Here is an 18,426-nt window from a genome sequence, read left to right on the forward strand (position 1 = left end):
CCCGCCTGCTCCGCCCTTGGAGCCGGCATCGCCGTCCTGGGGACGATCAGGCGGCACGCCGTATCTTGCGGCGCGTCCATACCTGGTCGAGCGCCTTCACCAGATCGCGCATCATGTCGTCGGTATGCACGGGGCAAGGCGTGAAGCGAAGCCGCTCCGTGCCGCGCGGCACCGTCGGATAATTGATAGGTTGCACATAGATATTGTGATCCTGCAGCAGATCGTCGCTGACCTGCTTGCAGACGACCGGATCGCCGACCATCACCGGCACGATATGGCTCTCGCACATCATCACCGGCAAACCGGCATCCGCCAGCAACCGGCGCAGCGTCGCCGCGCGCTCCTGGTGCCGTTCCCGCTCGGCATCGCTTGCCTTGAGATGCTGCACCGCCGCCAACACGCCCGCCACCAAAACCGGTGCCAGCGATGTCGAGAAGATGAAGCCCGGCGCATAGGACCGAACCACATCGACAACCGCCGCCGACGCGGCGATGTAGCCGCCCATCACACCGAAGCCTTTGGCCAGCGTCCCCTCGATGATGTCGACCTTGTCGAGCACGCCGTCGCGCTCGGCAATACCGCCGCCGCGCGGACCGTAGAGGCCGACCGCATGAACCTCGTCGAGATAGGTCAGCGCACCGTATTTCCGCGCCAGATCGCAAATCGCCCCGATCGGCGCAATGTCGCCATCCATCGAATAGACGGATTCGAAAGCGACGATCTTCGGCTGCGCCGGATCGATTTCCTTCAGCAGCGTTTCCAGATGCGCAAGGTCGTTGTGACGCCACACCCGCTTCGGGCCGCCGCCGCGACGAATACCCTCGATCATCGAGGCGTGGTTCATCTCGTCGGAAATGATGACGCAATCGCCGAGAATGCGCGCCAGCGTCGACAATGTCGCGTCGTTGGCCGCATAGCCCGACGTGAATAGCAGCGCCGCTTCCTTCCCGTGAAGGTCGGCCAGCTCGCGCTCAAGCTCGACGTGATAATGCGTGGTGCCGGAAATGTTGCGGGTGCCGCCGGAGCCGGCGCCAACCTCGTCGATCGCCCGGTGCATCGCCTCAAGCACAGCGGGATGCTGGCCCATGCCCAGATAGTCGTTGGAGCACCAGACAACGATGTCCTTCCGGCCATCCGGCGTGTGGAACGTCGCGCGCGGAAAGGAGCCGCGATGACGCACGATGTCGGCGAAGACGCGATAGCGCCCCTCGTCCTTCACCGCGCGCAGGGCCTCGGCCAGCTTTTGTTCATAGTCCATGGCGTCGAAGCTCATAGGCCGCATCCCGTCCCGGGCCGTTCCCGCTGGAGAACCGGCATTTCATGTCTACCACACCTTAGGCCGCCCTCGCAGCCCGGCCAGACGCGAATTGTCGCATAAAATACATGGAGCCGAATGGCACCGCCTCGCGGGACGCTACGAGGGCCAGAGCCCGCGCTCGATGAGAACCGTTTTCAGCAAGGCCGGCTCGTCCGTCATCAGCCCATCGACCCCGGCATCGATCAGCCGCCGCATTTCGGCCGGGTCGTCGATCGTCCAGACATGCACTTGAAGGCCGAGTTCATGGGCGCGGTTGACCAGCGCCCGGTCGACCAGCCGGATACCGTGTTGCTTCACGGGGATCTGCGCGCAGCCCTCGGCAAAGCCGCCCCAGACAAAACCGAGCGGCCCGCTCCAGCTCGAAAACCGCAGCCGCGCGGTCGACATCGGCCCCATGCCGGTGCACAGGCGGGGGCCGAGCGCGGCGCGAATGCCGGCCGTCCGTTTTCCTGAAAACGCGGTCACGCAAACCCGATCGATGGCCTTCATATCCTTCAACAGCCGGATCAGCGGCCCGGCCGCATTGTCGCGCTTCGGGTCGATATTGATCCGCAACTCCGGCCACGCCGAAAGCAGCTCGGCCATCAGCGGGATCGGCTCCCGCCCGTCGACCCGTGCCTGCTTCACATCGGCATAATCCATCTCGGCGATGACGCCGGTCCGGTCGGTCACCCGGTCGAGCTTGTCGTCATGGAACGCCAGCAAAACCCCGTCGCGTGTCGCATGAACGTCGGTCTCGATGTAGCGGTAGCCGAGATCGACCGCCCCTTGAAAGGCCGGCATCGTGTTTTCCGGCCAGGACCCTGCGCCGCCGCGATGCGCGAAGGCCAGAAGCCCGTCATGTTCGAGATAGGGATACTTCGCCGGCCGCATCGTTCCGCCCGCCGCTTCTTGTTGTTCTAGTTTTCAAGCGCACTCGTACTGACGCTGCCGTCGCGCGAATAAACATCGTCGCGAAAATTGACAACACCGTCATCGGCAACCCATGCCGTCAGATAGACGAGATAAATCGGCACCTGCTGCGTCAGATAGGCGTTGCGATACTGGCGGGATTCGATCATGCGGTCGACACGGCCCGCATCCCATTCGGGGTCGTCGCCCTGCATCAGCCATGTCACGAGACCGTGCACATTCCTGACCCGTACGCAGCCCGAGCTGAAGTTTCGTTCCTGCCGACCGAACAGCGTCTTGGTCGGCGTATCGTGCAGGAAGATCGCCTGGTTGTTCGGGAAGTTGATCTTGACCGTGCCGAGCGAATTGTAGGGCCCCGGATCTTGCCGGAGATAATAGGCCTCGTTGATGCGCGGGTTGGACCAGTCGATCTGGTGCGGGTCGAGTTCGCGAATATTGGAGTCCCACCCCTGCAGCACGCGAATGCCTTGCCGCTTCAGAAAATCGGGATTGGCCCTGATCTTCGGCAGCATGTCCGCCATCGCAATGGACTTCGGCACATACCAATAGGGATTGAAGGTAATCGAATTGACCTGGCTGACGATCTCGGGCGTCTGACGGCCCTGCGTACCCACGATCACGCGTTCGCGGAATTCGACGACGCCGTTGTTGACGGCTTCAACTTCCTGACCGGCGATGTTGACGAAGACATAGCGCCGTTCGAGCTTCGGGATGATCTCACCGAGCCGTCGCTGATTGAGTTCGAGCTGCCGGATGCGCGTCTGAACCGGCACATTCATCGCCGCCACGGTCCGGCGTCCGACGATGCCGTCAGGCTCAAGTCCATTGCGCGCCTGATAGCGCTTCACACCCTCATACACCGTCTCGTCGTAGAGATAGGGGTCGCCGTCGGAAACGGCCATGTCGCCTTCGGCCAGCAGCCGCTTGCGCACCACCGCGACGCGCGCATCGCGCACACCGAGCTCCAGCCGCTCGCCGGCCGGCACGCGCTCCCAGCCGCCCCAATTGGCGATCTCGCGATACATCGCAATCGCCTGCGCCAGCGGCAACAAGCCGTCTTCGGCAAGCACCGGCGCGGCCGACCGCTGCACGGCGTCGGCCATCGGCGCGGACTGGCTGTTGGCCTGCCACGGATCGACCCAATGCGTCTCGGACTGCCCGTAATGCGCCGCCGTCTCGGCCGATGCCGCGCCTGCGCCGCCCGCCGCGCAAAACAGCGCCGCCAGTACTGCCCGGCGAAGCGAAACGCGCCTCGCAATTGCCCCGAAAACCCACTTCAAAACGCCACGCCCTCCTTCAGGGCCGGATGTTGCCTGCCCCGGCTTTACCATTTTGGGACAGCGTATCGAAACTGGCGCCCGCATTTCGCGGAAACGCCCCATATTATGTAACAGCAAACATCAACATTTGTGGCCGCGCGGCTCAGAATCGGCCAGTCTCCTTGCGATGAGTGATGAAATTGCAACTTTCGTGCTCAATGCGGGGGTCATTCTGGCCCTGATGCTGGCTGTTTGGGCCCTCAGCCTCGCGCTGCGCGACGCGGGCATTGTCGACGTTTTCTGGGGTCTCGGCTTCGCCGTCATCGCGCTCGTGACCTGGGCGGCCAATCCGGGCTACGGCGCCCGCGCGGCGCTCATCGCCGGCCTGACAATGCTCTGGGGCCTGCGCCTCGGGCTCTATTTGTTCATCCGCTGGCGCGGCGAACCCCATGAGGACCGCCGCTATGCCGCCATGCGCGCGAAGCGTGGCCCGGCTTTCTGGTGGCAAAGCCTCTACATCGTCTTCGGCCTCCAGGCTGTCATCATGCTGCTCGTCTCGCTGCCGGTGCAATTCGGCATCATGGCGCCGGCGCCCGCCCATCTGACGTTCCTCGACCTTGCGGGCGCGCTGATGGTACTCGCCGGCCTCGCCTTTGAAAGCATCGGCGACGCGCAATTGATGGCCTTCAAGGCCGACCCCGCCAACAAGGGAAAGGTGATGGACCGCGGTCTCTGGGCATGGACGCGCCATCCGAACTATTTCGGCGACGCGCTGGTCTGGTGGGGATTGTTCGTCATCGCCTTTTCCGTCCCCGCCCTCTGGTGGACGGCGATCGGCCCGGCCGTCATGACCTGGTTTCTGGTCAAGGTCTCGGGCAAGGCGCTGCTGGAACGCGGCCTCCGGAAGTCGCGCCCCGGCTACGACGAATATGTCGCGCGGACGAGCGGCTTCATTCCGCTGCCGCCGAAGCGAAAGCGCTGAGCCCGGAGACGGCGCGGAAAAATCAGAGACGATAACGGATCTGGTCGGTCCAGAAGCGTTCGAGCTTGAACAGGGTTGCATTGACCTGCCGCAGTTCGTCCGCCGTGATGTCGGCAACATCGGCAATCATCGCGCAATGCTTCTTGTAGACATCGTCGATCGCCGCGCAGATCGCCCGGCCCTTGTCGGTCAGCTTGACGCGAACCGAGCGCCGGTCCGAACGCGAGCGCTGGTGATGGATATAGCCGGCCTCGACAAGCTTCTTGAGGTTGTAGGAAACGTTCGAGCCGAGATAGTGGCCGCGCGTCCTGAGCTCGCCCGCCGTCATCTCGGCATCGCCAATATTGAACAGCAGCAGCGCCTGCACGCTGTTGATCTCGGTCACATCGATACGGTCGAGCTCGTCCTTGATCACATCGAGAAGCCGCCGATGCAGACGCTCGACATAGGTCAGCGCCTCCAGATATGCGGTTTTCTTGCCCGAATCTTCCTGATCCGCAATGGCATCGGTGGTCTTGATGTTGGTCATACCCATGGGTCGGCCCTCGAACTCGCACGATACAGCGTCGCTGCGGAGCCTTCTGGCCCGCTCGCGCCACCATATTCGCCGTCATCCTAACGAGGCCTTAAACCCGCCGCCTTGCGCACCGTTCCGAAGGAAACATGCTTAAAACTATATTTCACCGCGAATGAGCTTTATGACGCCGGAGAAATCGAGACCGTCCTCGCCGGCCGCCTCCATCAGCGCGTAGAGCTGCGCGGCCTGCGCACCGAGAGGCGTCGGCGTCCGCGCCGTTTTGGACGCGTCCTGCGCCAGCCGCAAATCCTTCAGCATCATCGCCGCGCTGAAGCCCGGCGCATAGTTGCGGTTGGCGGGCGACGCCGGCACCGGTCCCGGCACGGGACAATAAGAGGTCATCGACCAGCACTGACCCGAAGCGGTGGAGGAAATGTCGAACAGCGTCTGCGCGTCGAGCCCGAGCTTCTCGCCCAGCACGAAGGCTTCCGACACGCCGATCATCGAAATGCCGAGAATCATGTTGTTGCAGACCTTGGCGACCTGCCCGTTGCCCGCAGCGCCGGCATGAAAAATGTTCTTGCCCATCTTTTCCAGCAGCGGCTTCGCCTTGCCGAACGCCTCGTCGCTTCCGCCGACCATGAATGTCAGCGTGCCCGCCTCCGCCCCGCCGACGCCGCCGGACACCGGCGCATCGACCATCTGCATGCCTGCCTTTTCGGCCGCCGCGATCGTCTCGCGCGCCGAGGGGACGTCGATGGTCGAGGAATCGATGAACACCGTGCCCTTGGCCGCCGCCGCGACCAGCCCCTCGTCTCCGAGATAGACAGACCGCACATGCTCGCCCGCCGGCAGCATCGTCACGACGAATTCGACATTGCGCGCCGCGTCGCTTGCGCGGGACGCCTTCGCGGCGCCTGCTTCCACAAGCCCCGCCACCGCCTTCTCGCTGAGATCGAACACCTTGAGCTCGTGTCCGGCCTTCAGGAGATTGCGCGCCATCGGCCCGCCCATATTGCCGAGCCCGATAAATCCGACCTTCGCCATCGCGTCCTCCTTCGGCGCTTCTCAGGGAAGCGTCAGTTCGTTCGCGCCCAGCGGCGCAAAATATTCATCCACATCGCTCGCGCGCATTTCGGCAAGCGTCGCCGGTTTCCATTTTGGCGCCTGGTCCTTGTCGATCACGACCGCCCGCACGCCCTCGTAGAAATCATGCCCTTTGACGAAACGTTCGATCAGCCGGTATTCGAGCCTCATGCAATCCTCGAAATCCAGCGCCGCGCCTTCGCGGATCTGCCGGAACGCGACCAGCGTGCTCGTCGGCGATTTCGTTTCGATCGTGTCGGCGGTTTTCGTCGCCCATTCGCCGCCATCGGCGCGCAACGACGAAAGTATTTCCGCAACGGACCCCTTCGAGAAATGCGCGCCAATCTCTTTCTGCATCGACGCCAGCGGCGCCGGCCCCTCTTCTTCCACAACCTCGCGCAGCGCGACGCGCGGCTCGGTCCCACCCGCCAGCCTGTCCTTCAGCGTGTCGAGCCGCACCGACGGCACATAGGCATCCGCAATGCCTGCATAGATCGCATCCGCCGCCTTCAGCCGCGTTCCCGTCAACCCGAGATACATGCCGGTCTCGCCGGGACAACGCGGCAGAAAGTAAGTGCCGCCGACATCCGGAAAGAGTCCGATGCCCGTTTCCGGCATTGCAAAGGTCAGCTTCTCCGTCGCCACGCGATGCGACCCATGCACCGAAATGCCGACGCCGCCGCCCATGTTGATGCCGTCCATCAGCGCTACATAAGGCTTCCGGTAGCGTTTGATATAGGTGTTGAGCTTGTATTCCTCGCGCCAGAAATCGAGCGCTGTCGGATCGCCCGCGCGTCCCCAGTCGTAAAGCGCGCGAATGTCGCCGCCCGCGCAGAACGCCTTGTCGCCCGCCGCTTCGACAACGACACATTGCACATGGGCATCGTCCGCCCATTCGATCAGCTTCGGATGGATCGCGCGCACCATGTCGAGCGTCAGCGCATTGAGCGCCTTCGGCCGGTTGAGCGTGATGAAGCCGGCCGCGCCGCGCCGCTCGAACAGGACTTCGGCTTCGTCGCTCATCCTCACTCTTTCAGCAATTCGCGCGCGATGATGACGCGCATGATCTCGTTGGTGCCTTCGAGGATCTGATGCACGCGTGCGTCGCGCAGATGCCGCTCCAGCGGAAAATCCTTCAGATAACCGTAACCGCCATGGATCTGCAGCGCCTCGTTGATGACATTGAAGCCCACATCCGTCGCGAAGCGCTTCGCCATTGCCGCCTGCATCGTCGCGTCCGGTGCCCTCGCGTCCACCTTCGTTGCCGCCTGCATGATCATCAGCCGCGCCGCTTCGAGTTCGGTCGCCATGTCGGCAAGCTTGAATTGCAGCGCCTGAAATTGCGCCAGTTTCTTGCCGAACTGTTCGCGCTCGCCGAGATAGGCCTGTGCGCGTTTCAGCGCCGCCCGCGCCGTACCCAGCGAACAGGCGCCGATATTGAGGCGTCCGCCGTCGAGCCCCATCATCGCGATCTTGAAGCCCTCGCCCTCTTCGCCAATCCGGTTCGCCACCGGCACACGGGCATCCTCGAAAATCACCTGGGCCGTCGGCTGGCTGTTCCAGCCCATCTTGCGCTCCGGCGCGCCGAACGACAGACCCGGCGTCCCCTTCTCGACAACAAGGCACGACACGCCCTTCGGCCCCGCCTCGCCTGTGCGCACCATGCAAACATAGATGTCGGAGGTGCCCGCACCCGAGATGAAGGCCTTGGAGCCGTTCAGCACATAATGGTCGCCATCGCGCGCCGCCTTCGTCTTCAACGACGCGGCGTCCGATCCGCTCGACGGTTCGGTCAGGCAGTAGCTCGCAATCAGTTCCATCGGCGTCAGCCGCGGCAGCCATTTCTGCCGCTGCGCTTCGTTGCCGAAACGGTCGATCATCCACGACGCCATGTTGTGGATCGACATGAACGCCGCCGTCGAGGTGCAGCCTTCCGACAACGCCTCGAAGATCAGCGCCGCGTCGAGCCGCGTCAGCGCAGAACCGCCCACATCCTCGCGCACATAGATACCGGCAAAGCCGAGCGCCGCCGCCTTGCGCATCGTCTCGACAGGAAAGAACGCGTCCCGGTCCCAGTCGGCCGCGAAGGGCGCCAGTTCGTCGGCCGCGAATTGCCGCGCCACGTCCTGAAATGCCTGCTGTTCCTCGGTCAGCTCGAACCGCATCCATCATCCTCCCCGAACGGCGCCCGAAAGGCGTCGAAGCGGTGATAATCGCCCCCCTTAACCCTGTCAACGAACGCCCGTCCTGCCGCAGCGTAAGGCCACATTGCACCCGCCGCGCCCAGGCGTTATGAGTGGCGCATGAGCGACAAGCAGAGCCCCGCCCCCGCCTTTCCCGCCATCCGCATGCGGCGCAACCGCAAGGCCGATTGGTCGCGGCGCCTCGTCGCCGAAAATGCGCTTTCGGTGAACGACCTGCTCTGGCCGCTTTTCCTGACTGAAGGCAAGGGCGTGCGCGAACCGGTCGCGACGATGCCGGGCGTCTCCCGCCTCTCGGTCGACGAGGCGGTGCGCGCGGCCGCCGAAGCGGCATCGCTCGGCATACCGGTGATCGCCCTCTTCCCCTACACCGCGGCGGAGAAGCGCGACGTCACCGGCTCGCTCGCCACCGATCCCGAAAATCTGGTCTGTCGCGCCACCCGCGCCATCAAGGCCGAGGTACCGAACATCGGCGTCCTTTGCGACGTCGCGCTCGATCCCTACACCAGCCACGGCCATGACGGTCTGATGAAGGGCGACGTCATATTGAACGACGAAACGCTCGAAGCGCTGGTCGCCCAGGCGCTCGTGCAGGTCGAGGCGGGCTGCGACATCATCGCCCCCTCCGACATGATGGACGGTCGCGTCGGCGCGATCCGAGCGGCGCTCGAAGCGGCCGGACACAAGGACACGCAAATCATGTCCTATGCGGCCAAATATGCCTCCGCCTTCTACGGCCCTTTCCGCGATGCAATCGGATCGACGGGCGCGCTGAAAGGCGACAAGCGCACCTACCAGATGGACCCGGCAAACGGCGACGAGGCCCTGCGCGAAGTGGCGCTCGACATTGCCGAAGGCGCCGACATGGTGATGGTGAAGCCGGGCCTGCCCTATCTCGACATCGTGACGCGCGTGAAGGCCGAGTTCGGCATGCCGACTTTCGCCTATCAGGTTTCCGGCGAATATTCGATGATCGCCGGCGCCATTGAGCGTGGCTGGTTCGACCGCGATCGCGTCATCCTGGAAAGCCTGACCGCCTTCAAGCGCGCTGGCGCCGATGGCGTCCTCACCTACTTCGCGCTCGACGCGGCGAAACTGCTCGCCCGTTAACCGAGCCCCGCCAGCCTCAGCGACGCGATGCCGTGCAGCGTCGCAAGGCCGCCCGCTTCCTCGGTGAGATCGGCAACCTCGTCCACGAGCTTGCGGCGCTTGGCCGCCGCCTTGCGGTCGCCGAGCCGTCCGAACATCAATTCATAACGTCCGGGAAAATCTTCGGCGAACGCCAGGTAAGCGTCGTGCAGCGAGCGTGCGCTCGACGCGGTCTCCAGATCGCCAATCAATATCTCGTAGCCCTCCAGTGCCACGGCCCCCAACAGCTCGTCGAGATTGGCGAAATGCCGATAGGGCGCCGCCTCCGAAACGCCGGCGCGCCGCGCCGCTTCGCGCATCGTCAGCGCATGCCGCCCGCGAATGTCGATCAGCGTGATCGCGGCATCCATCAGCCCGCGCCTCAAGTCGCCGTGATGATAGGAAGTTTTCTGTCCGCGAAGCCGTGCGCGCATCTGCTCCCCGCCCTTGCGTTCCCGCTTTGTCTCAATATTCGCCATGTTAGCAACGTTAACATAAATGTCAACGTTAATTTGCGAACGATCCGTGAACGGATAATTGACCCGGATACCAATGGTTAAGAATTAAAGCCGTCCTGCGGCCCGTCGATACGCACGATCGTATCGGTAACGAAACCGTTGAAGCCGGTCTGCATCCCGATCGAATAAGCGCCCATCAGCCCGAACTCGATCCAGTCGCCCTCGCCGATGGATTCCGGCAAATTGAATTTCTGCTTCAGAACATCGAGGCTGTCACAGGTCGGCCCGAAAATCCGGAACGGACGGAGCGGGCCCGCAACCGGCCCCGCCTTCGAAATCGCGCGCACCGGCGGATCGAAGTCGCCGTCGCGAATTTCCGAAAGACATCCATAGATGCCGTCATTGATATAGAGACTGTCGCCCTTCCCGAGATGCACCTGCGTCAGCACCGAACAGCCTTCGGCCACCAGCGCGCGACCAGGCTCGGCAAAAAGCGGTATGCCAAGACCCAGCCTCTCGTTTGTCGTGGCGATGACATCGAAATAGCCCTGCAGCGAAGCCACGTCGACGCCGTGGATCGCCGGAAAGCCGCCGCCGATATCGAGATATTCGAGTTTGACGCCAGCCCGCGCCGCCACATCCGCCGACATTTCCATCGCCACGCGGTAGGCATCCGGATCGAGGCACTGACTGCCGACGTGAAACGCAATGGCCGTCCGGCAGCCGCGCCGCGACGCCTCGCGCAACAGCGCCACCGCCTCATCCGGTGTCGCGCCGAATTTCGACGAGAGGTCGTAAACGGCCTTGCCCTTCGGCGTCGCGATCCGGACTTCGATGGTGATGTCGGTTCCGGCAATCCCGATCACCTTGTCGAGCTCGCTCAACGTGTCGACAACGTAATCCTTGAGACCGTAAACATCGGCCGCCGCCTCCAGCGCGCCGCGTCCCTTCACCGGATGGTTGAAATAGCAATGCGCGTCGGGCAACTGCTCGTTGACCTTGGCAATTTCGGAAATCGACGCCGTGTCGAAGTGGCGGATGCCGCCTTCCCACAAGGCTTTCAGCACGAAGGGATGCGGGTTGCATTTGACCGCATAGAGAACGGTGCCCGGAAACCCCTCCACGAAATCGCGCGCCCGCTTCCGCAACACATCCGGAAAGACGCAGAACACCGGATAGGACGGATCGAGCCTTGCGATCACGTCGGCAACGGAGGCAAAGCGCAGTTCCCGTGCGGCGCTGCTCATTTCCGCTCCAGCCGTGCAATCAGGCTCGACGTATCCCAGCGATTGCCGCCCATCGCCTGCACCTCCGAATAAAACCGGTCGACCGTTTCCGTCACCGGCAGATGCGCGCCGTTCCTGCGCGCCTCTTCAAGACATATGGCGAGATCCTTGCGCATCCAGTCGACAGCGAAACCGAAATCGAATTTTCCCTCGATCATCGTCTTGTATCGGTTTTCCATCTGCCAGCTTTGCGCCGCGCCCTTCGAGATCACCTCGATGACGGCGGCGGCGTCGAGGCCCGCGCGCTTGGCAAAATGAATGCCCTCGGAAAGTCCTTCCACGAGCCCGGCGATGCAAATCTGATTGACCATCTTGGTGAGCTGCCCGGCGCCGCTCGGCCCCATCAGCCGCGCCATCCGCGCATAGGCCGCGATCGCGGGTTCGGCCCTGGCGAAGTCGGCCGGGTCGCCGCCCGCCATCACGGTCAGCACGCCGTTCTCGGCGCCCGCCTGCCCGCCCGACACCGGCGCATCGACAAACCCGATCCCTTTCGCCGCCGCCAGCGCGTGAAGCTCGCGCGCGACGGTCGCCGATGTCGTCGTGTGATCGACGAAAACCGCGCCGCGCGTCATGCCGTCAAAGGCGCCGTCCGGCCCGCACGTCACTTGCCGCAAATCGTCGTCATTGCCGACACAGGCAAAAACGATTTCGGCGCCCCGCGCTGCCTCCTTCGGCGTCGCCGCGCGCGCGCCGCCATGTTCGGTCGTCCAGCGCGCCGCTTTGGCCGCCGTCCGGTTGTAGACGGTCACGTCATGGCCGGCTTTCTTGAGATGCCCGGCCATCGGATATCCCATCACTCCGAGCCCAAGAAATACAACCTTGCCCATGACGTCGGCCTCCCACGGATTTGCGGCACGACCTGTCTAGCAGATCGAAGCCGGGCGGCGCAAAGAACGGCGGAGGGAGGGCGGCGTCAGCGGATTTCGCCTTCGGCGGCGATGCGGCCCGACCGGCAAAGCGTCGACGACGTGCCGGTGCAAGGCGCGTAGTAGAGACGCACGATGTTGCCCTCGCGCGTCATGTCGTAGCAGTCGCGTGTGCCGTACTGGATTTCGGGCGAACTGTGACACCACTGGTTGCCTTCGATCCACCACGTCCCGCGGCCGCTGCGGCTGCGCGTACCCGAACCCTGGGTATGATACATGCGGTGGAAATACTGGATCAGCGTGATGTTGGTCGTTCCGTCCGCGTTGAGCTGGATGATCGTGTTGATCAACCGGCTGCCGCCCTGCTGGTCGAGCCGCCCCATCTCGAGATGAAAGGTCTTGCCGACCACCTGCGCGCGGATTTGTCCCGCCGACAGGGAATCGCCCTTGCGGTTGAGGATCGTCTCGGCCGCGTCGCCGCCGGCGCCCAGCGCCTGGCCCGCATCGACGCCGCCGCCCGCCCGCGCGGCGTCGACGACTTCCTTGATCTCCTCGGCCTCTTCTTCCGGCGGCGGCGTCTCCTCGGAGCGGCGAGGCGGCGCTTCCGGTTTCTTCGGCGGCACGATCACCGGTTCGGGTTGCGGAATTTCCGGTTCGGCCACCGGCTCGGGCGGCGCCGCAAAACGATCATTAGCCACGCCCGCCGAAAGCTCGAACGTCACGGAATCGCCACCGCCCGGTCCCGGCCCACCGAATATTCCGCCCACCGTCAGCAGCATCGCGAGAAAGAGCAGCATATGCAGCAGGATCGAAACGAGGATGAATTTCCGGATGTCGAAATTCCGGCCCTCCATCGCCGCCAGCACCCCGTTATGTGCCGCCGCCGCCATCGCTACCGGCCTCGCTCGGTCACGATCGTCACCTGCTTCACGCCGATTTCGCGCAGTGCCTCCATCAGCAGCAACAACGATTCCGCCGATGCTTCCGCATCCGCCTTCACGGCGACCCGCTCCATGCCCTTGTCGGCGAGATATTCGCGAAGCGGACCTTGCGCGATCTTCGGATCGACCACCCGTTCGCCCAGCCAAACGAAACCGTCGGCCTCGACGAGCACCGTCGCCGGCGCGTCGCGTTCCGCATCGCTCAGCGCGCCGACCGGCAGCTTCACCGCCACATTGTCGGCGGGCGTCATGGTGCCCGCGAGCAGGAAGAAGATCAGCAGCAGGAAGACGACATTGATGAGCGGAATCAACGTCTCGAACTGGCGCTTCGGCGGATCCTGATCGAAGTCAATCATCATGGCGTGATCTTCTCCACCCGTGCCGTGCCGACATCATGCGCGCCGGCCTGCCGCGCCGCCTCGATGGCGGAGACGAAGGCCTGCGTCTTCGACCCGCGCTCGGCGAGAATAGTCACGGTCATGTCCTTGCGCGTACCGATGCCCGCCTTGACGGCCTCGACAAGGCCCTCGCGTTCCACCGGCGTCCCGTCGACGCGCAACGTCCCGTCGCCCATCAGCCAGATTTCGACGACACGCGCATCCGTCGGCAGCTCGTCGGCACTCGGCGCCGGTGTCACCACCGACAGCGATTGCGTCTTCAGGAACGAAGTCGTCAGCATGAAGAAAATCAGCAGCAGAAACACCACGTCGATCAGCGGCGTCAGGCTGGCCATGTTTCTCCGCCGTACGGGCTCGTCGAACATGAGCGTTGGCTCTCCGTTCGTCTTACTGCGCGGCTTTCGCCGCGCCGGGCCGCGCATGCAGCGCCGCGATCACACGTGCCGAAGCATCGCGCATCGACAGACGCACCTGGTCGATCTTGCCTTCGAGCAGGTTGAGCGCCGTGATGGCCGGCAGCGCAACGATCAGGCCCACCGCCGTCGTCAGCAGCGCCACCCAGATGCCGCCCGACAGCAGCGCCGGATCGACCTGCGTTCCCGCTTCTTCAAGCCGCTGGAACGCCTGGATCATGCCGATCACGGTGCCGAGCAGGCCGAGCAGCGGCGAGATGTTGCCGATCACTTCGAGCCAGCGCAGATAGCGCTGCAACGCGCCCAGTTCCATCGCGCCCACACGCGCAATCTCGGCCGCCACGTCCTCGTCGCGCAAATCGCCGCGCACCTTTGCGCGCACACCGGCCGCCATGGCGCGTGCCAGCGGCGTCTTGTGCTTCCTGAGAATGTCGAGCGCGCCCGCCGCGTCGCCCGCCTCGATGCGGTCGACCGCCGGATCGACGAAGCTGCGGCGCGAAAGCCCGGCCGACCAGAACTGGAATATCTTGAGCAGGATCACCGCCGCCGAGATGACCGACAGCACCAGCAGGATCGCGACGATCGGCCCGCCCTTGTCGAGCAGCGGTCCCAGCGCGTACCAGGCCTCGGCGCCCCCCGATTCGGCGATGATCTCCGCGGCCCCGCTCAGCGCTTCCCCGGCAGCCTCGTCGTTTACGGGCATTTCCTCAGGCATTCTCGACTTCCTCCCGACCGAACAGGTACGCGATCTGTGACGACCTTCCCGTCCCTCCGCAAAAGAGCGTGACGGCGGCGCCTCATTTTAGTAAACTTCATTTACGAAATCACCGCCGGGCCAAGCCGTCAAGCGATCAAGCGCGGCATGGCATCATTTTTTTGGTTCAGTGTAAATTCCGTGGCCTCGCTGCGGCGATAGCTTCAATATGCAGGTATCGAGCGGCTGACAAGCGAAGATCGAGGGGGCAAACAGGCATGTCGCGAGCGAAAATCGACATCGTGCCGGAGCAGGCGCCCCATACGGACGATCTGCTCTCACCCCAGCACTTTCTTGAAGTCATCAACAATCTCGGAACCTTGCTGGCCGCGGTCTACGACCGTCGCTCCGGCCTGACGCGCAACCAGACCCGCATCGTCATCGAACTGTTGCAACGCGACGGCCAGACCCAGACCGAGCTTGCCCACGCGCTCAGCATCCACAAGGTCTCTGTCGGCATCTATGTCGCCGAGCTCGAAGCGCTTGGGCTGGTCGAGCGCCGCACCCACCCGACAGACGGCCGCGCGAAATGTATTTTCCTGACTCCGCTCCTTCACGCCAACAAGCATGTCGGCCAGGAACATTACGCCGCCATCCACGGCACGGCGATCGAAGGTATCGCGCGCAAGGACTATCTGACGATGCTCGATTGCCTGAAGCGGATGCGCGACAACGTCTCGAAACTCGACGCAATCGATCGCGAAAAAACCGGCGCTTGAACGGTCTCAGAGCGGCGGAAGCATCTGGTAGCCGCCCCGGTGATACAGCAGCGGCCGCCCGTCTTCCGCATGATCGAAATTCAGCACCCGCCCGATCATGATCACATGATCGCCGGCGTCGTGCCGCGCCTCGATTTCGCATTCGAAATGCGCCAGCGCGTCGCGCAGCGCCGGGCATCCGCTCTCGCGCTCGACGACCGCAAGCCCGGCAAGGCTGTGATCGCCCTTGCGCGACAACCGCGATGAAATTTCCTGGTGCTCTTCGCGCAGCACATTGACCGTGAAATGCGTCGCCGTCTCGAACGCGGCCAGCGTGTCCGATTTCTTGTCGAGGCACCACAGCACCAGTGGCGGATCGAGCGACACGGATGAAAACGAATTGACGGTAATGCCGATCGGCTCTCCGCCGCGGACGCGGGTCGTCACCACCGCGACGCCCGTCGTGAACCAGCCGAGCGCATTGCGGAACCGGCGTGCGTCATGGACGTCCACCTCCGTCATTTTTGCGTCCTTGGTGTCGCTCATCGCGCGGTCACTTTCCTCACGCCACGGGGCCGCCCCGCGGGGCCTTGTCAATCTTACGTTAACGCCTCGCAGGGCCTTGGCCCGGTTTAAGCCATCCGGCCGAGGTCACGCAACCGCGATCCAGCGCAAAACGCCCGAATTTCCGCGCAAATCCCTTTGGTTAAACCGGCTGTTAAGGGCCGCACCGCAAGAATGGGCGCGAAGGCGGGGCTGGCCTGCATCCCGGCAGGTCTGCGGGGCGTAAAAAAGCGAAGAGAGTGCTGGGGCAAATGCGGCTGATTGTCGGCATCGTAATCGTCATATTTAGCGTCTTCGGTGGCTATGCCGCGATGGGCGGACACCTCGAAGTGCTCTGGCAGCCTTTCGAGGCGGTCATCATTCTCGGTGCCGCGCTTGGCGCTTTTCTGATCGCCAATCCGCCTTCGGTGCTGAAAGCCGTCGGCGGCGTCCTCGGCACGCTGTTCAAGGGTCCGCGTTACGCCAAGGCGGCCTTTCTCGAATTGCTCGGCCTGCAATACACACTTTTCAAACTCGCCAAGAGCAAGGGCAACCTCGCCCTCGAAGCGCATGTCGAGAACCCCGGCGAATCCTCGATCTTCGCGCAGTTCCCGCTTTTTGCGGCCGACAAGCACGCCGTCGAATTCATGTGCGACTACCTGCGCATGATCACGCTGGGCACGGAAAACGCCCATGAGCTCGAAGCCTTGATGGACGAGGAACTCGAAACCCATCATCAGGAACGCGAGCGCATCGTTTCCGCCGTCCAGGCGCTTGCCGACGCGACGCCCGCCCTCGGCATCGTCGCCGCCGTGCTTGGCGTCATCAAGACAATGGCCTCCATCGACCAGCCGCCCGAAGTGCTCGGCGGTCTCATCGGCGGCGCGCTCGTCGGCACCTTCCTCGGCGTCTTCGTCGCCTATGGCTTCTTCGGCCCGATGGCGCAGTCGTTGCGCAACACCTACGAAGCCGAATCGAAATACTACCTGTCGATGAAAGCCGGCCTCCTCGCCCACATGGCCGGCTATGCCCCCGCTGTCTCCATCGAGTTCGCCCGCAAGGCGCTGATGACCGAAGTACGCCCGACTTTCATCGAAGTCGAACAGTCGACGGCTGCCCTTCAGCCCGGCGCCGCCGGCTAGCGCGGCGCGAGGAGTTCCGGCATGGCCGCGAAGAACGAACAGCCGATCATCATCAAGAAGGTCAAGAAGGTCGTCCACGGCCATCACGGTGGCGCCTGGAAGATCGCCTATGCCGACTTCGTGACCGCGATGATGGCCTTCTTCCTGTTGATGTGGCTGATCAGCATGACGACGCCCGAACAGAAGCAGGGCCTCGCCGACTATTTCGCGCCCTCCAATGTCAGCCGCTCCACCAGCGGCGCCGGCGGCATCATGGGCGGCACCGCCTTCGACGCAACCGGCGCCCGCATGCCCGGCACCAAGCCGCAGATCGTGATGACGGTCTCAACGCCCGCCCAACCGAAGAGCCCCGAAACGGCCGAGGAAAAAGCCGCCGCCGCGCAGATGGAAAAACTGCTGAAGGAAAAGTCGGCGCGCGACGAACGCAATTTCCGCAGCGCCGCCGAAAGCATCCGCCAGTCCATGCGCGAAAACCCCGACCTCGCCCAGCTCTCGCGCAATGTCATCGTCGATGAAACGCCCGAAGGTCTGCGCATCCAGATCGTCGATCAGGACGGCCGCTCGATGTTCCCCGCCGACATGGCCGAGCCCTATGAGCGCACCCGACAGTTGATCGACGAAGTCGCGAAAATACTGATCAAGCTCCCCAACCGCGTCAGCATTTCCGGCCACACCGACGCCAACCCGGTGAGAGGCAAGGCCGGCTACGGCAATTGGGAACTGACCTCCGACCGCGCCAATGCCGCCCGCCGCATCGTCGAAAATGCCGGCCTCTCCAGCGACCGCATCTATCAGGTCATCGGCAAGGCGGACAGCGACCCGCTCTTCCCCGAAGACCCCTACATGGCCGCCAACCGCCGCCTGTCGATCGTGCTGCTGCGCGAGGCGCCGGTCACCCCGCCGGGCTTCAGCCCCTGATAGCCCGATGCTGGCCCTTGCCTTGGCGCCGATCTGGTCTTAAGTCTCACCTCTCGGATCGTCGGGACCCCCAGTTCGGCGCCTGGAGAAAATATGAGCGAACAGAACCAGATAGCCCCCACTTCTCCGTTTTCGTCTGAAGAGTGGCGCTGGTCGGCCGGCGCTTTCGAAGGCGTTATCGCCGCCCGTTGCTTCGCCTTTCTCGCCGACCTGCTGGTGATCTGCGTCCTTCTTTTCGCGGCGAACATACTCTTTGCCGTGCTCGGTGTGCTGACCTTCGGCTTGCTCTGGCCGGGTGCCGCGCTGACGCCGCTGATCGCGCTGGCCTATTTCACGCTGACCCTTGGCGGCCGTCATTCGGCGACGTCGGGCATGCGCTGGCAGGGCATCGAACTGCGCACCTGGGACGGCCGCCGCCCCGGCTACCTGCAGGGCGCACTGCAAACGATCCTCTTCTATGTCACGACCGCGGCCATCACGCCGTTCGTCCTGCTCGTTCCTTTCTTCAACGAACGCCGCCGTTGTCTGCACGACTATTTCTGCGGCACCGTTTTCGTTCGCCGTTCCGTTTAGCCGTCGTCCCGTGAACCCGCGAGGCTGATGCGC

The 18,426-nt window shown here is 63.8% G+C and carries 21 protein-coding genes; 6 read left to right on the forward strand and 15 right to left on the reverse strand.

Translation table 11 applies throughout. From position 1 onward, the window contains the following. Positions 1-46: 46 nt before the first annotated feature. From hemA to KF719_RS01635, 3 genes are all read right to left on the reverse strand, one after another. On the reverse strand, positions 47-1,258 hold the full coding sequence (gene hemA / locus KF719_RS01625) for a 5-aminolevulinate synthase (protein WP_293510551.1): 1,212 nt from the start codon (positions 1,256-1,258) through the stop codon (positions 47-49). A gap of 156 nt (positions 1,259-1,414) precedes the next feature. Continuing rightward, positions 1,415-2,191, reverse strand: a complete 777-nt coding sequence (locus KF719_RS01630) for a glycerophosphodiester phosphodiesterase (protein ID WP_293506542.1) — start codon at positions 2,189-2,191, stop codon at positions 1,415-1,417. 26 nt (positions 2,192-2,217) lie between these two features. Then, positions 2,218-3,510: a L,D-transpeptidase family protein gene (locus tag KF719_RS01635; RefSeq protein WP_293506544.1), complete on the reverse strand. Its 1,293-nt coding sequence runs from the start codon at positions 3,508-3,510 to the stop codon at positions 2,218-2,220. Positions 3,511-3,676: 166 nt separating this feature from the next. On the opposite strand from KF719_RS01635, the gene KF719_RS01640 reads away from it, so the two are divergent. Continuing rightward, positions 3,677-4,471, forward strand: a complete 795-nt coding sequence (locus KF719_RS01640; RefSeq protein ID WP_293506545.1) for a DUF1295 domain-containing protein — start codon at positions 3,677-3,679, stop codon at positions 4,469-4,471. 22 nt (positions 4,472-4,493) lie between these two features. Here KF719_RS01640 and KF719_RS01645 read toward each other — a convergent pair whose 3' ends face one another. From KF719_RS01645 to KF719_RS01660, 4 genes are all read right to left on the reverse strand, one after another. Continuing rightward, positions 4,494-5,006 carry a winged helix DNA-binding protein gene (locus tag KF719_RS01645; protein ID WP_293506546.1) on the reverse strand — a complete coding sequence of 171 codons (513 nt, stop codon included), beginning with the start codon at positions 5,004-5,006 and terminating at the stop codon, positions 4,494-4,496. A gap of 138 nt (positions 5,007-5,144) precedes the next feature. After that, a complete protein-coding gene (gene mmsB / locus KF719_RS01650) occupies positions 5,145-6,035 on the reverse strand; it encodes a 3-hydroxyisobutyrate dehydrogenase (protein WP_293506547.1) in 891 nt (296 codons plus the stop codon). Between the two features lie 21 nt (positions 6,036-6,056). Further along, positions 6,057-7,097: an enoyl-CoA hydratase/isomerase family protein gene (locus KF719_RS01655; protein WP_293506548.1), complete on the reverse strand. Its 1,041-nt coding sequence runs from the start codon at positions 7,095-7,097 to the stop codon at positions 6,057-6,059. Positions 7,098-7,099: 2 nt separating this feature from the next. Next, positions 7,100-8,239, reverse strand: a complete 1,140-nt coding sequence (locus tag KF719_RS01660; RefSeq protein ID WP_293506550.1) for an isobutyryl-CoA dehydrogenase — start codon at positions 8,237-8,239, stop codon at positions 7,100-7,102. Positions 8,240-8,377: 138 nt separating this feature from the next. Here KF719_RS01660 and hemB point away from each other — a divergent pair, with 138 nt between their 5' ends. Next, the gene (gene hemB, locus KF719_RS01665) at positions 8,378-9,385 is read left to right on the forward strand and encodes a porphobilinogen synthase (RefSeq protein WP_293506552.1); all 1,008 of its coding nucleotides are present in this window, start codon (positions 8,378-8,380) and stop codon (positions 9,383-9,385) included. On the opposite strand, the gene KF719_RS01670 is transcribed toward hemB, so the two are convergent. The 7 genes from KF719_RS01670 to KF719_RS01700 all read right to left on the reverse strand — a co-directional run bounded on the left by KF719_RS01670 (position 9,382) and on the right by KF719_RS01700 (position 14,480). Further along, positions 9,382-9,837: a helix-turn-helix domain-containing protein gene (locus KF719_RS01670; RefSeq protein ID WP_293506554.1), complete on the reverse strand. Its 456-nt coding sequence runs from the start codon at positions 9,835-9,837 to the stop codon at positions 9,382-9,384. The two genes, hemB and KF719_RS01670, sit on opposite strands and share 4 nt — an antisense overlap. 122 nt (positions 9,838-9,959) lie before the next feature. Further along, on the reverse strand, positions 9,960-11,108 hold the full coding sequence (locus tag KF719_RS01675; protein ID WP_293506556.1) for a type III PLP-dependent enzyme: 1,149 nt from the start codon (positions 11,106-11,108) through the stop codon (positions 9,960-9,962). Continuing rightward, positions 11,105-11,974 (reverse strand): NAD(P)-dependent oxidoreductase, encoded by an 870-nt coding sequence (locus KF719_RS01680; protein ID WP_293506558.1) that lies wholly within the window; start codon positions 11,972-11,974, stop codon positions 11,105-11,107. The genes KF719_RS01675 and KF719_RS01680 overlap by 4 nt, the downstream gene beginning before the upstream one ends. Positions 11,975-12,060: 86 nt before the next feature. After that, positions 12,061-12,903, reverse strand: a complete 843-nt coding sequence (locus tag KF719_RS01685) for a hypothetical protein (protein WP_293506560.1) — start codon at positions 12,901-12,903, stop codon at positions 12,061-12,063. 2 nt (positions 12,904-12,905) lie between these two features. Further along, the gene (locus KF719_RS01690) at positions 12,906-13,313 is read right to left on the reverse strand and encodes a biopolymer transporter ExbD (protein WP_293506562.1); all 408 of its coding nucleotides are present in this window, start codon (positions 13,311-13,313) and stop codon (positions 12,906-12,908) included. Further along, a complete protein-coding gene (locus KF719_RS01695; protein WP_293506564.1) occupies positions 13,310-13,687 on the reverse strand; it encodes a biopolymer transporter ExbD in 378 nt (125 codons plus the stop codon). Before KF719_RS01695 ends, KF719_RS01690 begins: the two co-directional genes overlap by 4 nt. A 52-nt stretch (positions 13,688-13,739) precedes the next feature. Beyond that, the gene (locus KF719_RS01700) at positions 13,740-14,480 is read right to left on the reverse strand and encodes a MotA/TolQ/ExbB proton channel family protein (RefSeq protein ID WP_293506566.1); all 741 of its coding nucleotides are present in this window, start codon (positions 14,478-14,480) and stop codon (positions 13,740-13,742) included. A gap of 257 nt (positions 14,481-14,737) precedes the next feature. On the opposite strand from KF719_RS01700, the gene KF719_RS01705 reads away from it, so the two are divergent. Further along, on the forward strand, positions 14,738-15,238 hold the full coding sequence (locus KF719_RS01705; protein ID WP_293506568.1) for a MarR family transcriptional regulator: 501 nt from the start codon (positions 14,738-14,740) through the stop codon (positions 15,236-15,238). A 6-nt stretch (positions 15,239-15,244) separates the two neighbouring features. Here KF719_RS01705 and KF719_RS01710 read toward each other — a convergent pair whose 3' ends face one another. Beyond that, positions 15,245-15,763: a flavin reductase family protein gene (locus tag KF719_RS01710; protein WP_293506570.1), complete on the reverse strand. Its 519-nt coding sequence runs from the start codon at positions 15,761-15,763 to the stop codon at positions 15,245-15,247. A 269-nt stretch (positions 15,764-16,032) separates the two neighbouring features. Between KF719_RS01710 and motA the strand changes: the two genes are divergently transcribed. From motA to KF719_RS01725, 3 genes are all read left to right on the forward strand, one after another. Further along, positions 16,033-16,902: a flagellar motor stator protein MotA gene (gene motA / locus KF719_RS01715; RefSeq protein WP_293506572.1), complete on the forward strand. Its 870-nt coding sequence runs from the start codon at positions 16,033-16,035 to the stop codon at positions 16,900-16,902. A 21-nt stretch (positions 16,903-16,923) separates the two neighbouring features. Then, entirely contained in the window at positions 16,924-17,820 is an 897-nt protein-coding gene (locus KF719_RS01720) for a flagellar motor protein MotB (protein WP_293506574.1), read from the forward strand. Between the two features lie 93 nt (positions 17,821-17,913). Then, positions 17,914-18,393 (forward strand): RDD family protein, encoded by a 480-nt coding sequence (locus tag KF719_RS01725; protein WP_293506576.1) that lies wholly within the window; start codon positions 17,914-17,916, stop codon positions 18,391-18,393. Positions 18,394-18,426 lie beyond the last annotated feature (33 nt).

Origin of the sequence: Parvibaculum sp., from assembly GCF_019635935.1 — a bacterium.
In the GTDB taxonomy this organism is placed as follows: Bacteria; Pseudomonadota; Alphaproteobacteria; order Parvibaculales; family Parvibaculaceae; genus Parvibaculum.

Excerpts from the sequence above, each read along its gene's own strand:
- hemA (WP_293510551.1), bottom strand. The coding sequence starts at position 1,258 with ATGGACTATGAACAAAAGCTGGCCGAGGCCCTGCGCGCGGTGAAGGAC.
- KF719_RS01630 (WP_293506542.1), bottom strand. The coding sequence starts at position 2,191 with ATGCGGCCGGCGAAGTATCCCTATCTCGAACATGACGGGCTTCTGGCC.
- KF719_RS01640 (WP_293506545.1), top strand. The coding sequence starts at position 3,677 with ATGAGTGATGAAATTGCAACTTTCGTGCTCAATGCGGGGGTCATTCTG.
- KF719_RS01645 (WP_293506546.1), bottom strand. The coding sequence starts at position 5,006 with ATGGGTATGACCAACATCAAGACCACCGATGCCATTGCGGATCAGGAA.
- mmsB (WP_293506547.1), bottom strand. The coding sequence starts at position 6,035 with ATGGCGAAGGTCGGATTTATCGGGCTCGGCAATATGGGCGGGCCGATG.
- KF719_RS01655 (WP_293506548.1), bottom strand. The coding sequence starts at position 7,097 with ATGAGCGACGAAGCCGAAGTCCTGTTCGAGCGGCGCGGCGCGGCCGGC.
- KF719_RS01660 (WP_293506550.1), bottom strand. The coding sequence starts at position 8,239 with ATGCGGTTCGAGCTGACCGAGGAACAGCAGGCATTTCAGGACGTGGCG.
- hemB (WP_293506552.1), top strand. The coding sequence starts at position 8,378 with ATGAGCGACAAGCAGAGCCCCGCCCCCGCCTTTCCCGCCATCCGCATG.
- KF719_RS01670 (WP_293506554.1), bottom strand. The coding sequence starts at position 9,837 with ATGCGCGCACGGCTTCGCGGACAGAAAACTTCCTATCATCACGGCGAC.
- KF719_RS01675 (WP_293506556.1), bottom strand. The coding sequence starts at position 11,108 with ATGAGCAGCGCCGCACGGGAACTGCGCTTTGCCTCCGTTGCCGACGTG.
- KF719_RS01680 (WP_293506558.1), bottom strand. The coding sequence starts at position 11,974 with ATGGGCAAGGTTGTATTTCTTGGGCTCGGAGTGATGGGATATCCGATG.
- KF719_RS01685 (WP_293506560.1), bottom strand. The coding sequence starts at position 12,903 with ATGGCGGCGGCGGCACATAACGGGGTGCTGGCGGCGATGGAGGGCCGG.
- KF719_RS01690 (WP_293506562.1), bottom strand. The coding sequence starts at position 13,313 with ATGATGATTGACTTCGATCAGGATCCGCCGAAGCGCCAGTTCGAGACG.
- KF719_RS01695 (WP_293506564.1), bottom strand. The coding sequence starts at position 13,687 with ATGGCCAGCCTGACGCCGCTGATCGACGTGGTGTTTCTGCTGCTGATT.
- KF719_RS01700 (WP_293506566.1), bottom strand. The coding sequence starts at position 14,480 with ATGCCTGAGGAAATGCCCGTAAACGACGAGGCTGCCGGGGAAGCGCTG.
- KF719_RS01705 (WP_293506568.1), top strand. The coding sequence starts at position 14,738 with ATGTCGCGAGCGAAAATCGACATCGTGCCGGAGCAGGCGCCCCATACG.
- KF719_RS01710 (WP_293506570.1), bottom strand. The coding sequence starts at position 15,763 with ATGAGCGACACCAAGGACGCAAAAATGACGGAGGTGGACGTCCATGAC.
- motA (WP_293506572.1), top strand. The coding sequence starts at position 16,033 with ATGCGGCTGATTGTCGGCATCGTAATCGTCATATTTAGCGTCTTCGGT.
- KF719_RS01720 (WP_293506574.1), top strand. The coding sequence starts at position 16,924 with ATGGCCGCGAAGAACGAACAGCCGATCATCATCAAGAAGGTCAAGAAG.
- KF719_RS01725 (WP_293506576.1), top strand. The coding sequence starts at position 17,914 with ATGAGCGAACAGAACCAGATAGCCCCCACTTCTCCGTTTTCGTCTGAA.